Origin of the sequence: Pseudomonas sp. DVZ6, from assembly GCF_024259445.1 — a bacterium.
GTDB classification, from domain to species: domain Bacteria; phylum Pseudomonadota; class Gammaproteobacteria; order Pseudomonadales; family Pseudomonadaceae; genus Aquipseudomonas; species Aquipseudomonas peradeniyensis.
Genome location: NZ_JANCLM010000001.1, coordinates 25739 through 47897 on the forward strand (window position 1 = coordinate 25739; position 22159 = coordinate 47897).

General features: G+C 68.2%; 21 protein-coding genes. 10 read left to right on the forward strand and 11 right to left on the reverse strand.

Annotation, left to right across the window (positions count from 1 at the left end; genetic code table 11):
• Positions 1-83: 83 nt before the first annotated feature.
• Genes NMG10_RS00105 through NMG10_RS00130 form a run of 6 tightly spaced genes read right to left on the reverse strand, consistent with a single transcriptional unit; the run spans position 84 to position 6889 of the window.
• Positions 84-1709: a BatD family protein gene (locus NMG10_RS00105; protein WP_254463409.1), complete on the reverse strand. Its 1626-nt coding sequence runs from the start codon at positions 1707-1709 to the stop codon at positions 84-86.
• Positions 1706-3424, reverse strand: coding sequence for a tetratricopeptide repeat protein (locus NMG10_RS00110; protein WP_254463410.1), 1719 nt, complete (start codon positions 3422-3424; stop codon positions 1706-1708). Before NMG10_RS00110 ends, NMG10_RS00105 begins: the two co-directional genes overlap by 4 nt.
• Entirely contained in the window at positions 3421-4497 is a 1077-nt protein-coding gene (locus NMG10_RS00115; RefSeq protein ID WP_254463412.1) for a VWA domain-containing protein, read from the reverse strand. Before NMG10_RS00115 ends, NMG10_RS00110 begins: the two co-directional genes overlap by 4 nt.
• Complete coding sequence (locus tag NMG10_RS00120) at positions 4490-4984, reverse strand: DUF4381 domain-containing protein (RefSeq protein ID WP_232856012.1); 495 nt, start codon at positions 4982-4984, stop codon at positions 4490-4492. The genes NMG10_RS00115 and NMG10_RS00120 overlap by 8 nt, the downstream gene beginning before the upstream one ends.
• The gene (locus NMG10_RS00125; RefSeq protein WP_203647501.1) at positions 4981-5925 is read right to left on the reverse strand and encodes a DUF58 domain-containing protein; all 945 of its coding nucleotides are present in this window, start codon (positions 5923-5925) and stop codon (positions 4981-4983) included. The genes NMG10_RS00120 and NMG10_RS00125 overlap by 4 nt, the downstream gene beginning before the upstream one ends.
• Positions 5926-5929: 4 nt before the next feature.
• Positions 5930-6889 (reverse strand): MoxR family ATPase, encoded by a 960-nt coding sequence (locus tag NMG10_RS00130; protein WP_203647500.1) that lies wholly within the window; start codon positions 6887-6889, stop codon positions 5930-5932.
• A 305-nt stretch (positions 6890-7194) separates the two neighbouring features.
• Here NMG10_RS00130 and NMG10_RS00135 point away from each other — a divergent pair, with 305 nt between their 5' ends.
• The 10 genes from NMG10_RS00135 (at position 7195) to NMG10_RS00180 (ending at position 17260) form a co-directional block, all read left to right on the forward strand.
• Positions 7195-7803: a transposase gene (locus NMG10_RS00135; RefSeq protein ID WP_254463413.1), complete on the forward strand. Its 609-nt coding sequence runs from the start codon at positions 7195-7197 to the stop codon at positions 7801-7803.
• Positions 7804-7868: 65 nt separating this feature from the next.
• Positions 7869-9419: a ShlB/FhaC/HecB family hemolysin secretion/activation protein gene (locus NMG10_RS00140; protein ID WP_244670917.1), complete on the forward strand. Its 1551-nt coding sequence runs from the start codon at positions 7869-7871 to the stop codon at positions 9417-9419.
• A 33-nt stretch (positions 9420-9452) separates the two neighbouring features.
• Positions 9453-11258, forward strand: coding sequence for a DUF2341 domain-containing protein (locus tag NMG10_RS00145; RefSeq protein ID WP_254463415.1), 1806 nt, complete (start codon positions 9453-9455; stop codon positions 11256-11258).
• A gap of 10 nt (positions 11259-11268) precedes the next feature.
• Positions 11269-11694, forward strand: coding sequence for a biopolymer transporter ExbD (locus NMG10_RS00150; protein WP_050707632.1), 426 nt, complete (start codon positions 11269-11271; stop codon positions 11692-11694).
• An 8-nt stretch (positions 11695-11702) separates the two neighbouring features.
• Positions 11703-12377: an energy transducer TonB gene (locus NMG10_RS00155; protein WP_232856016.1), complete on the forward strand. Its 675-nt coding sequence runs from the start codon at positions 11703-11705 to the stop codon at positions 12375-12377.
• Positions 12378-12415: 38 nt separating this feature from the next.
• Positions 12416-14116, forward strand: coding sequence for a putative porin (locus tag NMG10_RS00160; RefSeq protein WP_254463417.1), 1701 nt, complete (start codon positions 12416-12418; stop codon positions 14114-14116).
• 15 nt (positions 14117-14131) lie between these two features.
• Positions 14132-14779, forward strand: coding sequence for a DNA repair protein (locus NMG10_RS00165; protein ID WP_203647496.1), 648 nt, complete (start codon positions 14132-14134; stop codon positions 14777-14779).
• A 28-nt stretch (positions 14780-14807) separates the two neighbouring features.
• The gene (locus tag NMG10_RS00170; protein ID WP_232856018.1) at positions 14808-15284 is read left to right on the forward strand and encodes a YbjN domain-containing protein; all 477 of its coding nucleotides are present in this window, start codon (positions 14808-14810) and stop codon (positions 15282-15284) included.
• Positions 15281-16240: a peptidylprolyl isomerase gene (locus NMG10_RS00175; protein WP_254463418.1), complete on the forward strand. Its 960-nt coding sequence runs from the start codon at positions 15281-15283 to the stop codon at positions 16238-16240. Before NMG10_RS00170 ends, NMG10_RS00175 begins: the two co-directional genes overlap by 4 nt.
• 57 nt (positions 16241-16297) lie before the next feature.
• Positions 16298-17260, forward strand: a complete 963-nt coding sequence (locus tag NMG10_RS00180; RefSeq protein WP_232856020.1) for a LysR family transcriptional regulator — start codon at positions 16298-16300, stop codon at positions 17258-17260.
• A gap of 9 nt (positions 17261-17269) precedes the next feature.
• On the opposite strand, the gene alkB is transcribed toward NMG10_RS00180, so the two are convergent.
• The 5 genes from alkB to NMG10_RS00205 all read right to left on the reverse strand — a co-directional run bounded on the left by alkB (position 17270) and on the right by NMG10_RS00205 (position 22156).
• On the reverse strand, positions 17270-17914 hold the full coding sequence (alkB, locus tag NMG10_RS00185; RefSeq protein WP_254463420.1) for a DNA oxidative demethylase AlkB: 645 nt from the start codon (positions 17912-17914) through the stop codon (positions 17270-17272).
• Between the two features lie 288 nt (positions 17915-18202).
• Positions 18203-19531 carry an MFS transporter gene (locus NMG10_RS00190; protein WP_254463422.1) on the reverse strand — a complete coding sequence of 443 codons (1329 nt, stop codon included), beginning with the start codon at positions 19529-19531 and terminating at the stop codon, positions 18203-18205.
• A gap of 46 nt (positions 19532-19577) precedes the next feature.
• Complete coding sequence (lhgO, locus tag NMG10_RS00195) at positions 19578-20771, reverse strand: L-2-hydroxyglutarate oxidase (RefSeq protein WP_254463424.1); 1194 nt, start codon at positions 20769-20771, stop codon at positions 19578-19580.
• Between the two features lie 102 nt (positions 20772-20873).
• Positions 20874-21584, reverse strand: a complete 711-nt coding sequence (locus NMG10_RS00200) for a FadR/GntR family transcriptional regulator (RefSeq protein ID WP_232856067.1) — start codon at positions 21582-21584, stop codon at positions 20874-20876.
• 218 nt (positions 21585-21802) lie between these two features.
• Complete coding sequence (locus tag NMG10_RS00205) at positions 21803-22156, reverse strand: hypothetical protein (protein ID WP_203647490.1); 354 nt, start codon at positions 22154-22156, stop codon at positions 21803-21805.
• Positions 22157-22159 lie beyond the last annotated feature (3 nt).

Sequence of the window (22159 nt, forward strand, 5' to 3'; positions counted from 1 at the left end):
TCGGTACGTCACAATCGCTCCAGATGTGTTGCCATCCAGTGCTCATGCATCTCATTAGTAAAAGCTTTATTTCTGTATATTTATCATTTCGGATACAGGGGGGGCAAATTGCCCGACTCACCCGACGGCGCCAGTACCTGCTCGGCCGGCGGAATCGCGCCGATCGCGCGCCACAGCTCGTCGCCGTGCCAGTACTGGCCACTCTCGCTGTACAGCGCGCCATTCAACCCATCCAGTGCATCGGACAACGGCACGAAGCGCGCCGCCATCTCGGCCAGGGTTTCCGGCTGCTGCCGGGCCCAGGCGTCCAGCGCCTGGCGGGTAGCCTGCGGGTCGTTGGCCTGGCAGGCGCGCTTGAGGTCGTCGAGCAGCGTGCGCGGGCTCGGGCCGGCCTGCGCCGCGCGCAGCACCGCCGGTTGCGAGCGGGCCCGCCACCACAGGGTGAAGCCGAGCAGGGTGGTCAGGGCCAGGACCAGCGTGGCCAGTTGCCAGGGCCAGAGCGGGCCGGGGCTCAGGTTGCCGTCGCCGACCGGGGTGTCGGCGCTCAGCGCCGGGTTGTCCTGCACGTTCAGGGTGCGCGCCGGCAGACTGCTGTGTTCCAGGTGGTCTTCGCGGGTGTTCCACCAGGTCACCTCCAGCGCCGGCAGGGCCAGGTCGCCGGCGTGGGTCGGCACCAGCGCCTCGCGTTCCTCGCGGTTGGCGACCATGCCGCGTTCGCCGATCTCGTTGCGCAGCAATGGCTGGTCGGGGTAGCGGCGCAGGCCGGTGGCCTCGGTAGCCGGCAGTGGCGGCAACTGGGTGCTCGACAGACCCTCTGCGCGCACGGTGATGTTGCGCGTCAGCGAGTCGCCGATCTGCGTCGGCTGGCGCTCCGGGTCGGGGTTCCAGTGTTCTTCCAGGGTCAGGCTGCGGGCCGGCAGCCAGGGGCGGTCGGCCGGGTAGCTGGCCGGGATCGGTTTGACCGTCAGGCGCAGCGGCAGCGAGCTGACCTGCACCTGGCGGCCGACCCGCGGTGTGCCGGCCGGCTGTTCGCCATTGTCGGCGGCGGTGGCGGTGAAGCGCAGCGGCGGCACGTCAAGGCTGCCGCTCTGTTGCGGATAGATCGCATAGCGGGTCTCGATCACCCCGTGGCGCACGCCGTTGATCTCTTTCTCATAGGTGCGCGACTCACCCAGCGGATCGACCTTGGCGTTTTCCAGCTGCAGTGGGCTGAGGCTGCTGTCGTCGTACAGCGCCACCGAATGGTAGATGCGCAGGGTCAGCACGGCCTGGGCCTGGACATAGACCTCGCTGCTGTCCAGGGTGGCCTCGACGAACACCTGCGCCGCCGCGTCGGGGCGCTGGCTGTCGGCCTGCTGCACCTGCAGCTCGATGGCCTGGCTGCGCGACTGGCCCAGCTGCAGCTCGGGGATGCGCAGGCTGCCGCTGCGTCGGGGCAGCAGGGTGATGATCCAGCGGGTGCTGGCGCGGGTTTCGCCGTCCAGGGTGTGCAGGCTGTTGAGCTGGCGCGTGCCGCGCACCTCGAAGTCGGGCTCGAGGGTGCGCAGGTCGGGCTTGCCGAACTGGGTGACGTCCTGGCTCTCGAGGGTGAGTTCCAGGGTTTCACCGGCTTCCAGGCGCGTGCGGTCGACGCTGGCCTGCAGGATCGGTTCGGCCTGGGCCGCGAGGCTCCACAACAGGCCTAGGAGAAAGACGCCGAGGCGACTCATCGTGGGGTTTCCTGATGCAATTGCTGTTCGTACCAGAATTTGCGCCGCAGCAGTTCCGCCGGGTTGTCGGGGATCTCCCGCAGCCATTGCTCCAGGGCCTGGCGCTGTTCGGCGTCGAGGCAGGTGGAGAGCGGCCGCTGGGGCGGCTGGGTGAGGTTGTCGTCATCGCCGCCGGCAGCGCCGGGCGGGGCCTGGGCGTTGCCCTGGCTGTCGCCGTTCTGCTGGCCCTGGGCCTGTTCGTCGCTGCCGGGCGTGCCCTGGGCCTGGCTGCTGGTCGAGCTGCTGTTGCCTTCGGTCTCGTTGCCGGGGGGGCCTTGGGCATCGGCGTTGTTCGGTTGTGTCTCGGCGCTGGCCTGGCGCTGTTGCAACAATTGCTGGACCAGGGCCTGATTGTCCAGTGCCGCCTTCAGGTCGGGCTGGCGCTCCAGCGCCTGCTCATAGGCGTCCAGCGCCGCCTCCAGCTCGCCGGCGCGGGCCAGGGCGTTGCCACGATTGTAGTGGGCGGCCGCCGTGCCGGCCTGGGCAAACGCGGCAGCGGCGCCTTCGAAATCGCCGGCCTGGTACAAGGCCATGCCGCGCCATTGGCTGTCCTCGAAGTGCCGGGCTGCCTCGGCGGGGCGTTGCCGCTCCAGCAGGCGCTGGCCCTGCTGGTCGGGGCGCAGCCACAGGTCGTTGAACTCGACGGCCTGGCTCGGTTGGGGCAGGGCTAGCAACAGGGGCAGGCAGAACAGCCAGCCACGCCGGCCGGCGCAGGCGGCGAGCAGCAGCAGGGGCAACAGCAGCCAGTAGCCCTGGTCGGCCCAGCTGTCCAGTTGCAGGGTCTGGCCATCGTTGTGCAGCAGCCGCGGGTTGTCGAACAGGCCCAGGCCGCGCAGGTCGAGGTCGTCGATGCGGGCGTGGCGGTAGCGCCCGCCGGTCGAGCCGATGAAGCTCTTCAGCGAGGCGCTGTCCAGGCGTGGCAGGAGGATGCCGCCCTGATCGTCCTTGAGGTACTCGCCATTGGCCTGACGCACCGGGGCGCCTTCGCCGCTGCCGACGCCCAGCATCAGCAGGCTCGGGCCCTGGCGCCCGAGGGCCTGGCGAATGCCTTCGCGCTCGGGTTCGCTCAGTGACGAGCCGATCAGCAGCAGGCGGCCCTGGCCTAGACCGCTCTGGGCGAGCAGGGCCAGGCCCTTGTGCACGGCGAGATCGGCGCGCTGGCCGGGCTGCGGCATGATCGACGGGTCGACGGCCTCGAGCAGGTTGCGCGTGGTGCCCAGGTCATCGGACAGCGGCACCAGGGTGTGGGCGGAGCCTGCGTAGACGATCAGCGCGGTCTGGCTGTCACGACGGTGCTCGAGCAGGTCGAGGACCTTGCGCCGGGCCTGTTCCAGGCGGTTCGGCGCGCTGTCCTCGGCGAGCATCTGCGGCGTCAGCTCGAGCAGGATCACCAGCGGGTCGGCCGGGCGCTGGCGGGTTTCTTCCAGGCGCTGCCAGCTGGGTCCGAGCAGGGCCAGGACGATCAGCAGCCAGGCCAGGCCCAGGGCGATCCACGGCAGCTTGCTGGTGCTGCCGCTGCCGCCGCCGAGCAAGACCGCATGGAACGGCTGCGGCAGGATCAGCTGCCAGCGCCCGGCGCGTTTGCGCCGGTGCCAGAGCTTGAACAGCAGCCAGCCGAGCAGGGGCAGCACCAGCAGCCAGAGCGGGCGCAGCCATTGTGGCCAGAGTTCGATCATCGCCGCCTCCTCAGGCGCAGGCGCTTGAGGCGCTGGCGCCATTCCGGGTGGGGCTGCAGGAAGCGTGGCTTGCGCAGCAGGCGTTGCAGCAGGTTGTCCGGCCATTGCACGGCCACCACCAGCAGCACGCTGAGCAGCAGCGCCAGGGCCAGTGGCCAGGCATACAGTTCGTGGGCGGTGCGCGCCTGGGTCGGCTGCTGGGCCACCGGTTCCAGCTGGTCGAGGGTGTCGCCGATGGCGCCCAGTTCGGCGCCATCGTGGGCGCGGAAATAGCTGCCGTGGGTGATCTCGGCGATCTCCTTGAGCGAGGCTTCGTCCAGGTCCAGGCTCGGGTTCAGCCCGAGCAGGCCCGGGGTGCCGCTGGCCTCGGGGTTGGCGCCGATGCCGATGGTGTAGATGCGCACGCCTTCCTGGGCGGCCAGGCGGGCGGCGGTCAGCGGGTGGATCTGCCCACCGTTGTTGGCGCCGTCGGTGATCAGGATCAGCACCCGGCTCTGCGCCGGGCGCTGGCGCAGGCGCTTGACCGCCAGGCCGATGGCGTCGCCGATGGCGGTGTTCTTGCCGGCGATGCCGATCTGCGCCTCGTCGAGAAAGGTTCGCACTGTGCGCCGGTCGAAGGTCAGCGGGGCTTGCAGGTAGGCCTGGCTGCCAAACAGGATCAGGCCGACACGGTCGCCCTGGCGGTCCTGGAGAAAGTCGCCCATCAGCGCCTTGACCAGGTCCAGGCGGCTGATCTCGTCGTCCTTCCATTGCATGTCGGGGAAGTCCATGGAGCCCGACACGTCCACCGCCACCAGCAGGTCGCGCCCGCTGGCCGACACCGGCAGCGGATCGCCCAGCCACTGCGGACGGGCGGCGGCCAGCAACAGCAGCAGCCAGATCAGGATGAACGGCGCCTGCTGGCGCCAGGTCGGCAGGTTCAATCGTGCGCGGCGCCCGGCCAGGCCTTCGAGTTCGTCGAGAAAGCCCACCTTGAGCACCGGCTCGCCGCTGTCGGCGGCGGGCAGCGCCAGACGCGCCAGCCAGGGCAGCGGCAACAGCAGGAAGATCCACGGCCAGGCCAGTTCAAACATGCTTGCGGATCCAGGTTTCGACCGCCTGGGCGAGCCCGGCGATGGCCTTGTCGTCGAGCTTGCACTCGGGTTTGTAGGTGCCTTCGACCAGCACCATCCAACGGGTCAGGCCGGCGGCCGGGCAGCGGTTGTCGAGAAATGCCAGCCATTTACGGCCGCTGAGGGTGTGACTGTTGGCGCCGGGGTACTGGTTGCGGCACAGGCGCTTGAGCAAGGCATTGATCTGTTGCAGCCAGGCGCCGGCCGGCGCGCCGTCGTAGGGGCGCGGCAGGCGTGCCAGCTCGGCGAGAGCCTCGACACGGATCGGGTCCAGCGGCAGTTCGGCGCGCACCACCTTGCGCTTGCCCGGGCGCCAGCGACGCAGGCGCCAGGCGCCCCAGCCGAGCAGCGGCAGCAGGGCCAGCAGCAGCCACCAGCCGGGCGCGGGCGGCCACAGGCCGATGGCCGACGGCGCGATCAGCGGCTGCAGCTGGTCCAGCGGATTCATCGGGTACTCCCGGGACGCTGCGCGTTCAGGTACTCGCGCAATTGCTCGATCATCTCACTCTGGGTGCTCAGTGGCATCAGCACCACCCGCAGTTTCTGCGCCAGCAGTTCCCAGCGCTCGATGCGCGCCTCGGCTTGCTGGCGATAGGCCTGGCGCAGGTTGGCATCCAGCGTGTCGAGTTCCAGTTGCGCGCCGCGCTGGGCGAAGCGCAGCAGGCCGGCGGCGGGCAGGGCATGGTCGAGCGGGTCGCTGATCGGCATCAGCAGCACGTCGCAGTGGCGCGACAGCATGGCCAGGTGCTGCTCGACACTGGCACTGAGGGCGCGCTCGTCGCAGATGACGATGGCCAGGCTGCCCGGGCGCAGCACCTCGCGCGCCCGGCGCAGGGCCAGGCCCAGGCTGTCGGGCTGCGGCACGGCCTCGGTGTGCAGGGCCTGGTTGACCTTGGCCAGGCGGTTGAGCAGTTGCAGCAGGCTCTGCTTGCTGCGCCGTGGCTTGATCTCGTGGGGCTCGCTGTCGCCGAACACCAGCCCGCCGATGCGGTCGTTGTGGCCCAGCGCCGCCCAGCCGAACAGGGCCGCGGCCTGGGCCGCCAGCACCGATTTGAACACCAGTCCGGAGCCGAAGAACAGCCGCTGGCTCTGTTCGACCATGATGAAGATCGGCCGCTCGCGCTCTTCGTGGAAGAGCTTGGTGTGCGGCTCCTGGGTGCGCGCGGTGACGCGCCAGTCGATATTGCGCACATCATCGCCGGCCTGGTAGACACGCACCTGGTCGAAGTCCACGCCGCGGCCACGCAGCTTGGAGTGGTGCAGGCCCACCAACGGGCTGCGCTGGCCGGGCCGGGAAAACAGCTGGATCTCGCGCACGCGGTGGCGCATGTCGATCAGTTCGGCCAGGCCGATGCGGATGCCGGGTTCGGCCTGCGGGGTGGTGGGCATGGGGTCAGGCGACGGCAACGACGTCGAGGATGCGCTGGACCACGCGGTCCTGGTCGACCCCGGCCGCCTCGGCCTCGAACGAGAGGATGATGCGGTGGCGCAGCACGTCGAACAGCACCGCCTGGATATCCTCGGGGCTGACGAAGTCGCGCCCGGCCAGCCAGGCGTGGGCACGCGCGCAGCGGTCCAGGGCGATCGAGCCACGGGGGCTGGCGCCGTAGGCGATCCAGTCGGCCAGTTCGCCGTCGAACTTGGCCGGAGTGCGGGTGGCCATGACCAGTTGCACCAGGTATTCCTCCACCGCATCGGCCATGTACAGGCCGAGGATTTCCTTGCGCGCGGCAAAGATCGCCTGTTGGCTGACTCGCCGTTCGGGCTTCACCTCGCCGCCCAGCGCTTCGCCGCGGGCCTGCAGAAGAATGCGCCGCTCGACCGCGGCATCCGGGAAGCCGATCTTCACGTGCATCAGGAAACGGTCGAGCTGGGCCTCGGGCAACGGGTAGGTGCCTTCCTGCTCGATCGGGTTCTGCGTGGCCATCACCAGGAACAACGGCGACAGTTCATAGGTGCTGCGCCCGACACTGACCTGGCGTTCGGCCATGGCTTCGAGCAACGCCGACTGCACCTTGGCCGGGGCGCGGTTGATTTCGTCGGCCAGCACCAGGTTGTGGAAGATAGGCCCTTGCTGGAACACGAAGCTGCCGGTTTCCGGGCGGTAGATCTCGGTGCCGGTAATGTCGGCCGGGAGCAGGTCGGGGGTGAACTGGATGCGATGGAATTGCGCCTCGATGCCTTCGGCGAGCTCCTTGATGGCCTTGGTCTTGGCCAGGCCCGGGGCGCCCTCGACCAGCATGTGGCCGTCGGCCAGGAGCACGATCAGCAGGCGCTCCACCAGTTTTTCCTGGCCGAGGATCTGGGAGGAGAGAAAGGTGCGCAGCGCGATCAGCGCTTCACGGTGTTCCATCGTTGGCGGTTCCTGGGGATGGGCCCTGGCGCGCTGTGAGCGGTGGCCGGGCGGGGGTGGATACTTTAATCCATCCGGGGGTGCGGGGACCAATGGCGGTTTGCAAAATTAGTGTAAAGCAGCGAGTGGGGTCCGAAGACGTTGCGAGCCGTTCGCCTGCAAGCCTGGCCCGCTGATGAACCTTTCATGACAAAACTTCGGTAGCAAAGCGCCACCCCCGTCAAAGCCATGGATACCGACAAGGCATCTGGCCATCAGGCCGGTCGAGCCTTGGGGAACGGCCTGGGAGCGGGGCGATGGGGACTATGGAACGCTACACGAAGGTGGGAATGCAGGAGCTTGACCAGCGCCTGGCGAAGATCGTCGAGGCCGCGCGCAAGCAGCCGGTCTCGGTCTACCGCTACGGCGCGCCCTGGGTCTGGATCGTCTCCCAGGAAGACTGGCAGGGCGCCCTGCGCGAGGTGGCCAGTTGCGTGCCGCCCGGGCATTCGCTGGCGCTGCTCAAGCCGCGCATCGAAGCCTTGCTGGACGAGCACCGGACCGCGCTGTCCCAGCTGGCCGAACAGCAGGGCATGATCATCGCCCCGCACACGCTGATGCATGTGTTGCTGCTGCAACTGCTGTATTCGGTGCCCAGTGAGAAGCAGCTCTACGAGCAACTCAACTACAACCTGCTGTTCCGCTGGTTCGCCGGCCTGGAACTGAAGTCGCGGGTGTGGAACTTCAGCCTGTTCAGTCATGACCTCGGTGTGCTGCTGGGCAGTGCCATGGCCGTGTCACTGCTGCAGCGCATGGTCGACGAGGTGCTCGGCGCAAGCTTGCAGGCCATGCCCGAGTTCAGCCTCAACCTGGCCCTGCTGCACAGCTGGCTGGCACGTCACCAAGGTCAGGCCGCGCCTGACGCAAACCACTAGAAACCCAACGAATTCCTGGCGCTCAAGGGGGCGGTGTGGAGCATTTTTTCTTCAAGCGATGCGGCATGGGCGCAGGGCTGCTGGCGTGCCTGTTGGCGGGCAACGTGGCCGCCGACGAGGCGCAGCGCCGGGTCGAGATCAACGAGTACGTGGTGCGCGGCAATACGGTGCTCGACGCCCAGGCCATCGAAGAGGCGGTCTATCCCTACCTGGGGCCGGACAAGACCCTGGCCGACCTCGAAGGCGCCCGCGAGGCCCTGCAGAAAAGCTACCAGGCCCGTGGCTACCAGTCGGTGTTCGTCGAGCTGCCCGAGCAGAAGGTCGAGGGCGGCGTGGTCTACCTGCAAGTGAGCGAAACCAAGGTCGGCCGCGTGCGCGTGGTAGGTGCCAAGCATTACTCGCCGTTGGAGATCCGTGAGCAGGTCCCGGCGCTGGAGGAGGGCAAGGTGCCCGATTTCGCCCAGGTGCAGGACGAACTGGCCGCGCTCAATCGCACCCCGGGCCGGCAGGTCATGCCGCTGGTGCGCGAAGGGCAGCGCCCGGGCACCATGGACGTCGACCTGCAGGTCGAGGACAAGCAGCCCTGGAACCTGAGCCTGGGCCTGAACAACGACCACAGCGCCGACACCGAGAAGCTGCGCAGCGTCGTCAGCCTGGGCTACAACAATCTCTGGCAGGCCGGCCACAGCGTCTCGCTGAGCTGGTTCACCGCACCCCAGGACCGTGACAATGCCGAGGTCTGGTCCGGTTCCTACGCCGCGCCGCTCAATGAGCGCTGGACCGTGCAGTTCTCCGGCTACCACTCCGACAGCAACGTCGCCACGGTGGGCGGCACCAACGTCCTGGGCAAGGGCCATTCCTACGGTGTTTCGGCGATCTACAACCTGCCCGGCGTCGGTGCCTGGGCCAACGCCCTGTCGATCGGCGTGGACTTCAAGGACTTCGACGAGCAGGTCGGCCTGGGCGGCAGCAGCGACAAGGTCCCGCTCAAGTACGCCCCGATCACCCTGGGCTACACCGGCTACCGCTTTACCGAACAGGACCAGCTGAGCCTGGGCCTGAGCCTGGTGGCCGGCACCCGCAGCCTGCTGGGCTACGGCAGCGACGACGCCGAGTTCGACTACAAGCGCTACCGCGCCGATTCCAGCTTCGCCGCGCTCAAGGGCGACGGCAGCTACACCTTCGACTTCGCAGGCTCCTGGCAGAGCGCCTCCAAGCTGGCCTTCCAGCTGGCCTCGGGGCCACTGGTGTCGAACGAGCAGTTCGCCGCCGGCGGTGCCACCTCGGTGCGCGGTTACCTGGCCGCCGAGCGCACCGGGGACGACGGCCTGCTGTTCTCCCAGGAGCTGCGCACCCCGTCCATCGGCCGCTACGTCGGCAGCTACATCAGCGACTGGCGCTTCTACCTGTTCGCCGAAGGCGCCCAGCTGCGCCTGCAGGACGCGCTGCCCGAGCAGGACGACCGTTACAGCCTGGCCAGTGTTGGCGTCGGCACTCGCGCCACGCTCAACGACTGGCTGTCCGGCAGCGTCGACTGGGCCGTGCCGCTCAAGGATGGCCCCAACACCGACAAGAACGCTTCCCGTGTGCACTTCAGCGTGCAGGCGACCTTCTGAACTCACTGACCGGCATCGACCTGGAGACCTCTCATGCAACGCCTGATATTGACCTTGCTGCTGTGCCTGGGCTTCGCCCTGCCGGGCAGCGCCAGCGCCTGGTGGCAGGACGACTGGATGTACCGCAAGCAGATCGCCGTGGACACCACGCCCCAGGGCGCCGGCCTGACCCAGGCGCTGGGGCGCACCGCGCTGCTGGTGCGCCTGCATACCGGCAACTTCAGCTTCGACGGCGTCAGCGAGACCGGCGCGGACATCCGCTTTGTCAGCGCCGATGACAAGACGGTACTCAATCACCATGTCGAGCAGTTCGATCCGCTGATGGGCATGGCGCTGATCTGGGTGGACGTGCCCCGTATAGAAGCGGGCCAGCGCCAGGACCTGTGGATGTACTACGGCAACCCGAAAGCCCAGGCGCCTGTTGGCCAGCCCAGCTTCGACGCCGACTACACCGCGCTCTACCACTTCGACGGTGCCACCGCCCGCGACGCCAGCCCCTATGGCAATCCGTTGCAAGGGCCGACGGTGAGCGTCGACGGCGTGATCGGGCGGGCCATCCAGCTCGGCGGCCAGGGCCTGCAACTGCCGGCCAGCGCCTCGCTGCAGTTGCCGGCAGGTGCGGCGTTCACCTTCAGCGCCTGGCTGCGCCAGGACCAGGCGGTGGGCGAGCAACTGCTGCTGGCCCGCCGCGAGGCCAGCCACAGCCTGCTGCTGGGCCTGGCCCAGGGCGTGCCTTTCATCGAGGTCGACGGCCAGCGCGCCAGCGCCAATCAGGCCGTGAGCGCCGGTCAGTGGCAACACCTGGCCCTGGTGGGCGAGGGCGGCAACCTGAGCCTGCTGCTCGAAGGCCAGCCGGTGGCGCGCCTGGCCGCCAGCCTGGCGGCCTTCAGCGGTGCCATCGGCGTCGGCGGCGACCTGCCGGCGACCGAAGGCGAGGCGGCCAGTCAATTCGCGCCGTTCGTGGGCGCCCTGGACGAACTGCGCCTGTCCCGCGTGGCCCGCAGCCAGGCCAGCCTGCAGGCCGACGTACTGGCCCAGGGCGCCGAGTCGCGCCTGGTGGTGTACGGGGTCGACGAGGAGCAGTCAGGCTTCGGCTTCGGCGGCCTGGGCTTCCTGCTCAAGGCGGTGCCGGTGGACGCCTGGGTGATCATCGCCATCCTGGTGCTGATGATGGTGCAGTCGTGGGTGATCATGCTGCGCAAGCAGCGCACCCTCAACCGCGTCACCGCCGCCAACACTCGCTTTCGCGAGCGCTTCGCCACGGTCGGCACACGCCTGGAGCAGTTCGCCGACGATCAGGACCTGCATGCGCGGCTGACCGACTCCTCGCTGTGGCGCCTGTACCTGGTGGCCGTGCAGGAACTGCGCACCCGCCGCGCCCAGGGCGCCGACACCCGTGAAGTGTCCGCAGCCACCATCGAGGCCATCCGCTGCTCCATGGACGGCGTGCGCACCCGCGAGAACCAGGCGTTGTCGTCGAAGCTGTCGACCCTGTCCAACGCCATCGCCGGCGGCCCCTACATCGGCCTGCTGGGCACGGTGCTGGGGATCATGGTGGTGTTCCTCGGCACCGCCATGGCCGGCGACGTCAACATCAACGCCATCGCCCCGGGCATGGCCGCAGCGCTGCTGGCCACCGCCATGGGGCTGTTTGTCGCCATCCCCGCGCTGTTCGGCTACAACCGCCTGACCACGCGCAACCGCGAGGTCAGCGCCGACATGCGGGTGTTCGTCGACGAGTTCATCACCCGCCTGGCCGAATTGCACGGCGAGGGCCAGGCCGGTGAAGCGGCGCAGCACCCGGCCGGGCGCAGCATCAACCCGTCGGTTCCGGCGTGAGGGCGCAGCCATGGCATCCGTGAACAACGCCCATGACGACGACGCCGACGCCGCGGTCGACAGCATCAACATCACCCCGCTGGTGGACGTGCTGATGGTGGTGCTGGTGATGTTCATCCTCACCGCCACCGCGCAGGTTTCCGGGATCCAGGTGCAGTTGCCCAAGGCCAGCGCCACGGTGTCGCTGGCCCAGCCCAAGACCAAGGCGATCTCGATCAACGACGCCGGCCAGGTATTCCTCGACGCCTACCCGGTGACGCTGCAGGAGCTGGAGGACCGCCTGCGCAGCGAGAAGGCGCGCAACCCCGACTTCCCGCTGATCGTGCGCGGCGACGCGGGCGTGCAGTACCAGAAGGTGGTCGAGGTGCTCGACCTGCTGCGCCGTCTCGAACTGGCCCAGGTCGGGCTGGTCACCGGCAAGCCGAACCAGGGATGAGCACAGGCATGGAACGTACAACCAACCCCCGCCGCCTGCTGACCTGGGCCGTGCTCGCCGTCGCCGGCGCGGGCCTGGCCTGGCTGCTGTGGCAGTGGGCCAACGACATGGCCGGGGTGCGCCGCGAGGCGCCCAAGGTGCCGGCGATCATCCCGTTGCCGCCCCCTCCGCCACCACCCCCGCCCGAGCCGCCCAAGGAGCCTGAGCCGCCGGTCGAGGAGAAGATCGTCGAGCCGCAGCCGGTGCCCGAGGCCGAGGAGGTCAAGCCTGCCGAGGAGGCGCCCGACCCGGCCCAGGACCTGGCCGAGCCGATGCAGATGGACGGCGACGCGCAAGCAGGCGGCGACAGCTTCAACGTCGGCGCCGGCAAGGGCGGCGGCATGGCCGGTGGCGGCGGTGGGGGCCTGGGCAGCGGTACCTACAGCCAGTACCTGGCCTACGCCTTCCAGCGCCTGCTGCGCGACAACCCCGAGCTGCGCAACCTGGTGTTCAACCTGCAAGCCGAGATCTGGCTCAGCGCCGCCGGCGAGATCACCCGTGTCGAGTTGCTGCGCGGCAGCGGCGAGCCGGAGGTGGACGCCCAGGTGCTCGCCGCCCTGCGCGGTGCCGGCGCCCTCGACCAGCGTCCGCCCGCCAACCTGACCTTGCCGGTGAAGATCGCCCTGCAGGGGCGCCGGCCATGAACAACGAAGCACGACTGACCCACAGGAGTTGCAAACCCATGAAGTGCCCAGTCAACCGATTGACCCTGGCGCTCGGCCTGCTGGCCGCCGCCACCGCGGTCGGTCCGACCGTCGTCCACGCCGCGCCGTCGGAGAACGCGACCGTCAACCTGATCCGCCTGCTGGTGGAGCAGGGCGTGCTCAAGCAGGACAAGGCCGATGCGCTGATCGCCCAGGCCGAACGTGAAGCCCAGCAGGCGCGCGTCGCCGGCAGCGCCGCGCCGATTGTCGCCCAGGCCCCGGCGACCAACGGCGAGGTGCGCGTGCAGTATGTGCCGGCGATCGTCCGCCAGCAGATCCGCGACGAGATCAAGGCCGAGGTGATGAACACCGCCAAGCAGGAAAACTGGGCCGCGCCCAACACCTTCCCCGACTGGGCCTCGCGCATCAGCTTCGACGGTGACCTGCGCCTGCGCTACGAGTCGCGCTCGTACGCCGACGGCAACAGCAACGAGATCGTCGATTTCGCCAAGCTCAACGAAAAGGGCCCCTACGACGTCAACCCCAACAGCAGCTCGAGCCTGCCGCCCTTGCTCAACACCCGCGAGGACCGCGACAGCCTCCTGCGCCTGCGGGCGCGCTTCGGCCTCAAGGCGCAGCTGGCGGAAAACTGGGTGGCCGGCATCCGCGTCGCCACCGGCTCCAACAACAACCCGGTCTCGACCACCCAGAACCTCGGTGGCGGCTTCGGCAAGAAGGACATCTGGCTCGACCAGGGCTACGTCACCTGGACGCCGAGTGAGCGCCTGACACTGACCGGCGGGCGGATCGCCAATCCGTTCATGTCCACCGACATCCTGTATTCCCACGACCTCAACTTCGACGGCGTGGCGGCGCTGTTCGACCAGCCGCTGGGCCGCGACCTCAGCCTGTTCGGCACCGTCGGCGCATTCCCCGTGCAGTACAGCGACGACAACGCCACCAGCAACGGCTTTGACAAGGAAGACAGCGACAACAAGTGGCTGTACGGCGCGCAACTGGGCGCGAAATGGGCGCTCAACGACAACAACCGGCTCAAGGGCGCGATGGCCTACTACCGCTTCGATGACATCGCCGGCGAGCGCTCCAGCCCCTGCGCCCCGTGGGACGGCCAGCCGGCCTGCGACAGTGACGAGAGCCGGCCGACCTTCATGCAGAAGGGCAACACCGTGTTCCTGCTGCGCGACATCACGCCGAACCCGGCCAACCCGACGGCCACGCCGCAGCCGCAGTTCGTCGGCATCGCCTCGGAATTCGAGCTGCTCGACCTGAACCTGGTATGGGACGCCGACCTGCCTCATGACTTCAAGCTGCGCAGCCAGGCCAACTACATCCACAACCTGGCCTACGACGAGGGCGACATGCGCAAGCGCTCGGCCGGGCAGTTGGCCAACAACGTCGACGAAAACGGCAATATCAAGAGCGGCGGCGACGCCTGGATGCTCCAGTTCACCCTGGGCAACGCCCTGGACATGCGCAAGGCCGGCGACTGGAACCTGTTCGCCGGCTACAAGCGCATTGAGCCCGACGCGCTGCCGGACGGTTTCAACGACTCGAGCTTCCACCTCGGCGGCACCAACGCCAAGGGTTATTTCCTCGGTGGCAACTACGGCCTGGCCGACAACGTCTACGCTACAGCCCGTTGGTTGAGCAGCGAGGCGGTCTACGGCGCGCCGTTTGACATCGATGTGCTACAACTTGAAGTCAACACGCGGTTCTAGGGAAGGAGCACGGGCATGAACAAGGGAGCTTATCGCCACCGCTGCGCCTGGTTGATGCTGGCCCTGGGCGCAAGCCTGGCGGCCTCGGCGTCGGCCGAGACCCTCGAGGAACGCCTGCGCGCCCAACTGCGCAGCACCACGCAACAGCTGCAGGCCCTGCAGAGCGAGCAGGCCCAGGCCAGCGCCGCCCGCCAGGCGGCCGAGCAGCAGCGCGACGCGGCCCAGGGCCAGGTGCGCGAACTGACCGCGCAACTGGCCAAGGCCCGCGGTCACAGCGAGCAACTGGCCGGCCAGCAACAGGCCGTGCACAGCCAGGCCCAGGCGCTGGTGGCCAGCAGCAACGAACAACTGCACAAGTACAAGCAGGCCTACGACGAGCTGCTGGCGATGGCGCGCACCAAGGAAAGCGAGCGCGCCACCCTGCAGGCGCAGCTGGGCGAACGTGATGGCCAGGTGCAGCAATGCCAGGCCCGCAACCAGCAGATGTACGGGGTGGCCAAGGAGATGCTGGCCGCCTACGAGAAGGTCGATATCGCCGATGTCATGAAGATGCGCCAGCCGTTCGCCGGTGGCGCCCGGGTCAAGTTCGAGGAACTGGCCCAGGCCTACGGCGACAAGCTCTACGAAAGCCAGTTCGACGCCCCCAAGGGCGTGACCCAGTGATGTTTTCTCAACGCAAGGAAGTAAGCACATGACCGAAGTCACCCTGATCGAAACCGTTAGCGCCGACTCCCTGACCCAGTTGCTGCAGGATGCCGGCTGCCGGGTCAACCGCACCGAGCAGAACGCCGTGGTGCAGTTGCTCAGCGCCAGCCAGGGCGTGGGTTATGCCGTTCGTTTCGGCAACCGGGCCGCGGGCAAGGAGGGCGAATTCCTCGACTTCACCTTCAGCTGTGCCCTGCGTATCCAGGGCGAGCTGCCGGCGGGCCTGGCCGAGCACTGGAATGCCAGCCGGCGCTTCGCCCGCCTGTCGGTGCAGGGCGAGTTCCTGGTGATGGAGCAGGACGTGGTGGTCGCCGATGGTGTCAGTCAGCAGCACCTGCTGGGCAGCCTGGTGCTGTGGGACCGGCTGCTGCAGGAGCTGATCGTCTATCTGCGTGACTACAGCCGTAATGTGGCCGACCAGCAGAAAGTCCAGGTCGCCCACGACCAAGAGCGCGCCTCGTGACGGCGCGCACTCTCTGGGCCGGCGCTGGCGCGCTGGCCATTGTCGCGGTGGCGGTCGCCCTGGCCTTGCGCCCGGGCGACGAGCCGGTGGCGGCGGCGCGTCCGGTGTCGCCCGCCGCCCTGGTGGCCACCGACAACGGCCCGGTACTGGCGCGTCTGGGCGAGCAACAGGTCGGCAGCGGCGAACTCAAGGCGCTGTTCGCCCAGTTGCCCGAGGAAGCCCGTGCCAGCCTGCGCGGCGACCGCCCGGCACTGGAGGCCTGGATCCGCGCTCGCCTGGCGGAAAAGGCCCTGTACCAGCAGGCCGAGGCCCAGGGCTGGTTGCAGCGCCCGGAAATCCAGGTGCAGACCCGCGCGGCCACCGAGCAGATCGTCCTGCGCGACTACCTGAACTCGGTGAGCAAGGTGCCCGACGACTACCCCGGCGAGGCGGAGCTCAAGCAGGCCTATGAGGCAGGCAAGGCCGGTTTGCAGCTGCCGGTGCGCTACCGCCTGAGCCAGATCTTCCTGCGGGTGGAGAACCCCAGGGACGACGAGGCCGTGCGCAAGCAGGCCCAGGCGCTGGCCAAGCAGGCCCAGGCTGCGGATGCCGACTTCGCCGCGCTGGCCCGTGAGCACTCCCAGGATGCCGGCACGGCCGCCGGCGGTGGCGACACCGGCCTGCAGGCCCTGGCGCAGTTGTTGCCCGAGGTGCGTGGGGTGGTGCCAAAGCTCAAGGTGGGCACGGTCAGCGAACCGGTGCAGAGCGCGGCGGGCTACCACATCATCAAGCTGGTCGAGCAACAGCCCGCCCGGGCGGCGACCTTCGAGGAGGTGGCGCCACGCCTGCGCGAGCTGTTGCGGGCCCAGCGCCAGGAGCAGGTGGCCAAGGCCTATGTCGAGGGCATGTTCGACACCGCCACCCTGAGTATCGATGGCGCGGCGCTGAATCAGGTGCTGGAGAGCAGCAGCCGCTAGTCGCCAACAACCATGGAAGAACCGGGCCTGCCCAGGCGGGCCCGCGGGAGGCGAGGAATGCCGATCGATCTGCCCCGGGGGCGAGCCCCGGATACCGCCGTGCCTGTCGTTCGTCGCCAGGTGCCGCTGGCCCTGGACGAACAGACCCTGAACTGTTTCCTGGTCACCGCGCGCTGCGGCTGCTTCATGCAGGCGGCGCGGCGACTCAACCTCAAGCCGGTGGCCCTGCGCAAACGCCTGGCGGCGCTGGAAGCGCGCCTGGGCTACAGCCTGTTCGTCAACCGCAACAACAACCCGGTGCTCAGCCAGCAGGGCGAACGCTTGCTGCAGATACTCCAGGCGCGCGAGCCGGTCGTGCCGCTGCCGCGAGAGCAAAGCGCCAGCGTGCGCCTGGCCGTGGCCGAACCGCTGCTGCAGGACCTGCTGGGCCGCAACCTGATCAACTTCGTGCGCCAGCATGCCGGCATGCGCCTGGAGGTGGCCACCCTCGACGGTCGCCAGGTACCCGAACAGGTTGCCGATGTCGCCCTGTGGTTGGGCGACGCCAGCCACGGTGCCCGCGCCGGCAGCTTTGCCGGTGCCGCCCCCGAGGCCCTGGCCACCCTCGAGTACCTGCCGCATATTGCCAAGCGCTACGCCCGCGAGGCCAACCGACCGACCAGCCTGGCGGACCTGCAGGACTACATGCTGGTGCAATGGCAGGGCGAGGTAGGTGTGCAGGCGCTGATGCCCTGGCAGGCATTGCTGCGGACCCGTTCGGCCGGGGTGACCCAGATCGAGGATTACGAAATGTACTGCCAGCTGATCAAGTGCAGCGCCAGTGTCGGCTTGCTGCCGCATTATGCGACGCACCTGGACCGTGGATTGCTGGCCCTGCCGGGCCTGTTCCGCGAGCCGATGCGGCGGCGGGTGTGGCTGGCGGTCAACGGGCAGACCGAAGGTGATCCGCTGGTACAGGTGATGGTCGGGGCGATCCGGGCGGCGTTCGAGGAACGCCGCGAATGGTTCGCCAGCCTGTAGGCGGGCGGCTTATCCCGCCTTGCGCAGCGTGAGATTGATCCGCCGCTCGCCCATGCGCGGGTGCACGCCCGGCTTGATCGGCAATACGCCATGAAAGCGCAGGCGGTCCTCGCCACCCCAGACGAGCACATCGCCGTGGCTCAGCGGGATGTGCCGGGGGCGGTCCGAGCGTTGCAGCCCGCCGAACAGGAATACCGCAGGCAAGCCCAGCGAGATCGAGACGATCGGCTGCCCGTAGTCCTGTTCGTCGCGGTCCTGATGCAGGCTCAGGCGGGTACCGGGCAGGTAGTGGTTGACCAGGCAGGCATCGGCCACGAAGCCATCGAAGCCCGCCTGCGCGGCGGCGCGGGTGGCCAGGTCGACCAGCAGCGGGGGCAGGGCGGGCCAGGGTTTTGCGCTGACCGGGTCGATGGAGGTGTAGCGGTAGCCGTTCTCGTCGCTGACCCAGCCCAGCGCGCCACAGTTGGTCAGGGCCACGGCCATGCGCAGGCCGCCGGGGGTGTGCATGTGGCGAAACGGTGCCGCGCGCAGCACCGGGCGCAGGGCGTCGAGCAGGGCCTCGAGTTCGGGCAGGGCGAAGCCGGGCAGCAGCAGGGTATGGCGCGCCAGGCGCTGGGGGTGGGGGTCGAAGAGATCGAGGCTGGACTGGATCATGTCTGGAGGCTGCTGCCTGGGGAGGGGGCCATTATATCCTCCCGAGACAGCAGTTGGCGGTGGTCCACCTGGGAAATCCTGGCCAATGCTCGGGATTGTCCTCTTCGCGGGTACTACGCCAACGTGTAGGAGCGGCCTTGTGCCGCGAAAGGGCTGCAACGCAGCCCCAGGATGTCAGCACCGACGCAGAAATTGCCGGGGCCGCTATGCGGCCCTTTCGCGGCACAAGGCCGCTCCTACAGGTTGGCGTAGTACCTGTGGGAGCGGGTTTACCCGTCTGTCGCCAGGTCAGTTCTTCGACTTCGAATGCCGCCAGCCCTGGTCAAGGAACGCAAACACCACCACCAGCACCCCGGCCACCGCCAGGATCAAGGTCACGCCATCGGTGGAATGAGTCGCCGACCCGGCCACCAGCGCCAGCCCGCCCAGCGGCGCCAAACCGCCGGCCACGGCGGTACCGACCTCGCGCCCGGTGCCGAACCCCGACGAGCGCGTCTGGGTCGGGAACTGGCGGCTGAGGAACGAGCCCTGCGGGGCGAACATCATCGGCGCCAGGATCCCGGTGCCCACGGCGATGGCCAGGTAGATCATCATCGGCTCGCCGGTCGACAGCAGTTGCAGGAACGGGTAGGCGAACAGCGCCGACAACAGCCCGCCGAGCATCAGCACGGTCTTGCTGCTCCACTTGTCGCACAGCCAGCCGAAGAACGGCACGGCGAAGATCGCCACCAGGCTGGCCAGGGTCACCGACAGCGAGGTGACATGCGCCTCGACGCCCTTGAACTGGGTCAGGTAGGCCAGCGAGAAGGTCTTGAAGATGTAGCTCAGGGCGTTGTAACCCACGGCCACGAAGAACACCACCGCCAGGCCCTTGAGGTCATTCCTGAACAGCAGCTTGAGCGGCGACACCTGCGGCTTGTCGTCGGCCTTGTCCAGTTCCTTGAAGTCCGGGGTCTCGGGGATGCTCTTGCGCACCCACAGGCCTACCGCCACCAGGGCGATACTGGCGATGAACGGGATGCGCCAGCCGCCAGCCAGCAGGAACTCGTTGCCGTTCATGGTCAGCAGGTACACGGTCAGCGACGACAGCAGCAGGCCCAGGTTCAGCCCCAGCGCCGGCCAGGCGCCCTGGCTGCCGCGCTTGCCTTCGCTGGCGTGCTCGTAGGAAGTCACTGCCGCGCCGGACAATTCGGCGCCGGCGCCCAGGCCCTGGATGATGCGGATGATCACCAGCAGGATCGGCGCCCAGATGCCGATGGTGGCGTAGCCGGGGATCAGGCCGATCAGCATGGTGCACAGACCCATCATGCAGAAGGTGATCACCAGCACGTGCTTGCGCCCGAAGCGATCGCCCAGGTAGCCGAACAGCACGCCGCCGAAGGGCCGGGCGATGAAGCCGATGGCGAAGGTGGAGAACGCCAGCAGCGAGGCCACCGCCGGGTTGCTCGGGTCGAAGAAGATCTTCGAGAAGACGATCGCCGCCATGGTCGCGTAGAGGTAGAAGTCGTACCACTCCAGCATCGAGCCGAAGATGGTCGCCGCCGCCACCTTGCGCAGGCGCTTGCGTTGCTGTTCGGGGGTTTCGCTCGCGGCCAGGGCCGTCTCGTGTACCGACATTGGGGTTTTCCTTGTTGTCTTTGTAATTGTGGATGCAGCGGGTGGATCAGCGGGCCTGGAGAATCTTCTCGGCAATCATCTGGCCGATGGGGATGGCCGAGGTGGCGGCGGGCGATGGCGCATTGCACACATGCACCATGCGCGGGGTCTCGGCGAACAGGAAGTCGTGCACCAGGGTGCCGTCGCGCATCACCGCCTGGGCGCGGATGCCGGCCTCATAGGGCAGCAGGTCCTCGACTTCGAGAGACGGGCAATACTTGCGGCACTGTTCCAGGTAGCCGCGCTTGAACAGCGAGTTCTTCATCTCGGCGGTGCCGGAACCGAGGTTGTTCCAGATGGTTTTCCAGAAACCCGGGAAGCGCGCGTACTCGGCGACATCGCGCCAGTTCACCGAGAACTTGCGGTAGTTTTCCCGGCCGAAGCCGAGCACCGCGTTGGGGCCGACGGTGACGCTGCCGTCGATCATCCGCGTCAGGTGCACGCCGAGGAACGGCAGCTCCGGGTCGGGGATCGGGTAGATCAGGTGGTTGACGATCTGGTTCTTGCTCGCCGGCAGGCGGTAGTACTCGCCGCGGAAAGGGATGATCTGGTGGTCGATCTTCACCCCTGCCAGACGCGCCAGGCGGTCGGACTGCAGGCCGGCGCAGGCCACCAGCTGGCGGGCGCGCCAGGCGTTGCCGTCGGCACTGATCGCGACGTGGTCGGCATGCTCCTGGATGGCGCGCACGGTGGTGGACAGGCGCAGTTCGCCACCGGCCTGGCGGATCACCTTGGCCATGGAGTCGCACACCTGCTGGTAGTCGACGATGCCGGTGGCATCGAGGAACAGCGCGCCCTTGCCGACGATGTTCGGCTCCCGCTCGCGCAGGGCGCCGGCATCCAGGCGCTCGACCTTCAGGCCGTTCTGCTGGGAGCGTTCGTACAGCGCCTGCATGCGCTGCACCTCCAGGTCGTTGGAGGCCACCAGCAGCTTGCCGCAGACCTCGAAGGCAATGCCGTGCGCGCTGCAGAAATCCTTGGTGGCCTGGGCGCCGCGCTTGCACAGGTCGGCCTTGAGGCTGCCGGGCGCGTAGTAGATGCCGGCATGGATCACGCCGCTGTTGTGGCCGGTCTGGTGGCGGCCGAGGCTGGCCTCCTTTTCCAGAATCAGCAGCGAAGCGCCGGGGCGTCGTTCAAGCAGGGCCATCGCGGTGGCGAGGCCGACGATGCCGCCGCCGATGATGCAGTAGTCGTAGGTCATGCAGGGTACCTTGGTATTCTTGTCGGTGAATCTGCTTATCAGGTTGTCAGACTAAGTAGTGCGTGTGAAAGCCTCGCCAGGCCGCGATGGGGTTCTCCGGGGTCAGTCGAGGTCGGGAAGGTCGAGTTTCAGGCGCTTGGCCGAGGCGCGCAGGTGGGCTTCGGCGCAGCCGGCCGCCGCCTGGCGGTCGCCGTCGGCGATGGCCTGGTACAGCGCCCGGTGCTCGCGCAGGGCATCGGCCGAACCGCCCACTGCCGGGGTGGCGGAGTTTTCCCAGGCGGTGCGGCGGGCGGCGGCCAACTGGCCGCCGAGGAAATCGTGGAAAGCGACGAAGTAGTCGTTCTTGCTGGCTTCGGCGATGGCGCGGTGAAAGGCCACATCGGCGGCCGAGGCCGTGGCGAAGTCGCTGCGCGGGTCTTCCATGGTGCCCAGGGCGGCGGCCATGCGCGCGAGGTCGTCGGCGTCGCGGCGGCGGGCGGCGATGGCGGCGGCCTGGGTCTCGATCCACAGGCGCATCTCGAACATCTGCACCAGGTCCGGCTTGCGCCCCTGGCTGCCGGGGAAACGGAACACCGTGCCGCTGGGCGTCTGCGAGATGTACGAGCCGAGCCCGCGGCGGGCGATCAGCACCCCGTCGGCCTTGAGCTGCGCCACGGCCTCGCGCACCACCGAGCGGCTGACATTGAGCTGTTCAGCCAGTTGCTGTTCGGTGGGCAGGCGCGATTCGGCGGCCAGGCGGCCGGAATCGATCTCGGCGCGGATGGCGTTGACGACCCGTTCGACGAGGGTGTCGGGGCGCTGGAGCTCTAGCATGGACATGGAAGTTCTTATTGGTCAGGTTGTCAGACAATGCCTGTGTCGATAGTGGCCTGTCAATGTCCTGGAAGCTTGCGCGCTACCTGTAGGAGCGGCCTTGTGCCGCGAAAGGGCCGCATAGCGGCCCCGGCTATATCAGCGTGATGCACCAATAAGGGGGCGCTTCGCACCCCTTTCGCGGCACAAGGCCGCTCCTACACGGGTGATGTAACTGCTTAGATTTCGGACACGAACGTTCCGGTCCCGTCGAGGATATTGCGCAAGGTCAGCGCTACTTCCTCCAGGTCGGTCCCGGCGCTGGTCAGGATGATCTCCAGCGTTTCATCCCCCTTCAACGCATCACGATCCCCAGCCGCCACCTCGATCAACAGCCGCTGCGCGCTCAGGGTCACCTTCAGCCCGTCCAGGGTCGACGGCTCGTCATCCAGGGTCAGGTCGACGGTGTCCTCGTCCGGATAACGGGTCAGCAGGAACATCTGGCCCTTGTCGCTGTGGCAGCACAGGGTCGCCATGTTGTCTTCCTCGTCGTCGCAGGGAGTGGCGAAGAGCAGGGCGGTTTTCAGTTGCATGGG

Excerpts from the sequence above, each read along its gene's own strand:
- NMG10_RS00125 (WP_203647501.1), bottom strand. The coding sequence starts at position 5,925 with ATGCCCACCACCCCGCAGGCCGAACCCGGCATCCGCATCGGCCTGGCC.
- NMG10_RS00135 (WP_254463413.1), top strand. The coding sequence starts at position 7,195 with ATGGAACGCTACACGAAGGTGGGAATGCAGGAGCTTGACCAGCGCCTG.
- NMG10_RS00110 (WP_254463410.1), bottom strand. The coding sequence starts at position 3,424 with ATGATCGAACTCTGGCCACAATGGCTGCGCCCGCTCTGGCTGCTGGTG.
- NMG10_RS00155 (WP_232856016.1), top strand. The coding sequence starts at position 11,703 with ATGGAACGTACAACCAACCCCCGCCGCCTGCTGACCTGGGCCGTGCTC.
- NMG10_RS00160 (WP_254463417.1), top strand. The coding sequence starts at position 12,416 with ATGAAGTGCCCAGTCAACCGATTGACCCTGGCGCTCGGCCTGCTGGCC.
- NMG10_RS00115 (WP_254463412.1), bottom strand. The coding sequence starts at position 4,497 with ATGTTTGAACTGGCCTGGCCGTGGATCTTCCTGCTGTTGCCGCTGCCC.
- lhgO (WP_254463424.1), bottom strand. The coding sequence starts at position 20,771 with ATGACCTACGACTACTGCATCATCGGCGGCGGCATCGTCGGCCTCGCC.
- NMG10_RS00105 (WP_254463409.1), bottom strand. The coding sequence starts at position 1,709 with ATGAGTCGCCTCGGCGTCTTTCTCCTAGGCCTGTTGTGGAGCCTCGCG.
- NMG10_RS00130 (WP_203647500.1), bottom strand. The coding sequence starts at position 6,889 with ATGGAACACCGTGAAGCGCTGATCGCGCTGCGCACCTTTCTCTCCTCC.
- NMG10_RS00205 (WP_203647490.1), bottom strand. The coding sequence starts at position 22,156 with ATGCAACTGAAAACCGCCCTGCTCTTCGCCACTCCCTGCGACGACGAG.
- NMG10_RS00170 (WP_232856018.1), top strand. The coding sequence starts at position 14,808 with ATGACCGAAGTCACCCTGATCGAAACCGTTAGCGCCGACTCCCTGACC.
- NMG10_RS00190 (WP_254463422.1), bottom strand. The coding sequence starts at position 19,531 with ATGTCGGTACACGAGACGGCCCTGGCCGCGAGCGAAACCCCCGAACAG.
- NMG10_RS00140 (WP_244670917.1), top strand. The coding sequence starts at position 7,869 with ATGGGCGCAGGGCTGCTGGCGTGCCTGTTGGCGGGCAACGTGGCCGCC.
- NMG10_RS00150 (WP_050707632.1), top strand. The coding sequence starts at position 11,269 with ATGGCATCCGTGAACAACGCCCATGACGACGACGCCGACGCCGCGGTC.
- NMG10_RS00145 (WP_254463415.1), top strand. The coding sequence starts at position 9,453 with ATGCAACGCCTGATATTGACCTTGCTGCTGTGCCTGGGCTTCGCCCTG.
- NMG10_RS00120 (WP_232856012.1), bottom strand. The coding sequence starts at position 4,984 with ATGAATCCGCTGGACCAGCTGCAGCCGCTGATCGCGCCGTCGGCCATC.
- NMG10_RS00200 (WP_232856067.1), bottom strand. The coding sequence starts at position 21,584 with ATGCTAGAGCTCCAGCGCCCCGACACCCTCGTCGAACGGGTCGTCAAC.
- NMG10_RS00180 (WP_232856020.1), top strand. The coding sequence starts at position 16,298 with ATGCCGATCGATCTGCCCCGGGGGCGAGCCCCGGATACCGCCGTGCCT.
- NMG10_RS00165 (WP_203647496.1), top strand. The coding sequence starts at position 14,132 with ATGAACAAGGGAGCTTATCGCCACCGCTGCGCCTGGTTGATGCTGGCC.
- alkB (WP_254463420.1), bottom strand. The coding sequence starts at position 17,914 with ATGATCCAGTCCAGCCTCGATCTCTTCGACCCCCACCCCCAGCGCCTG.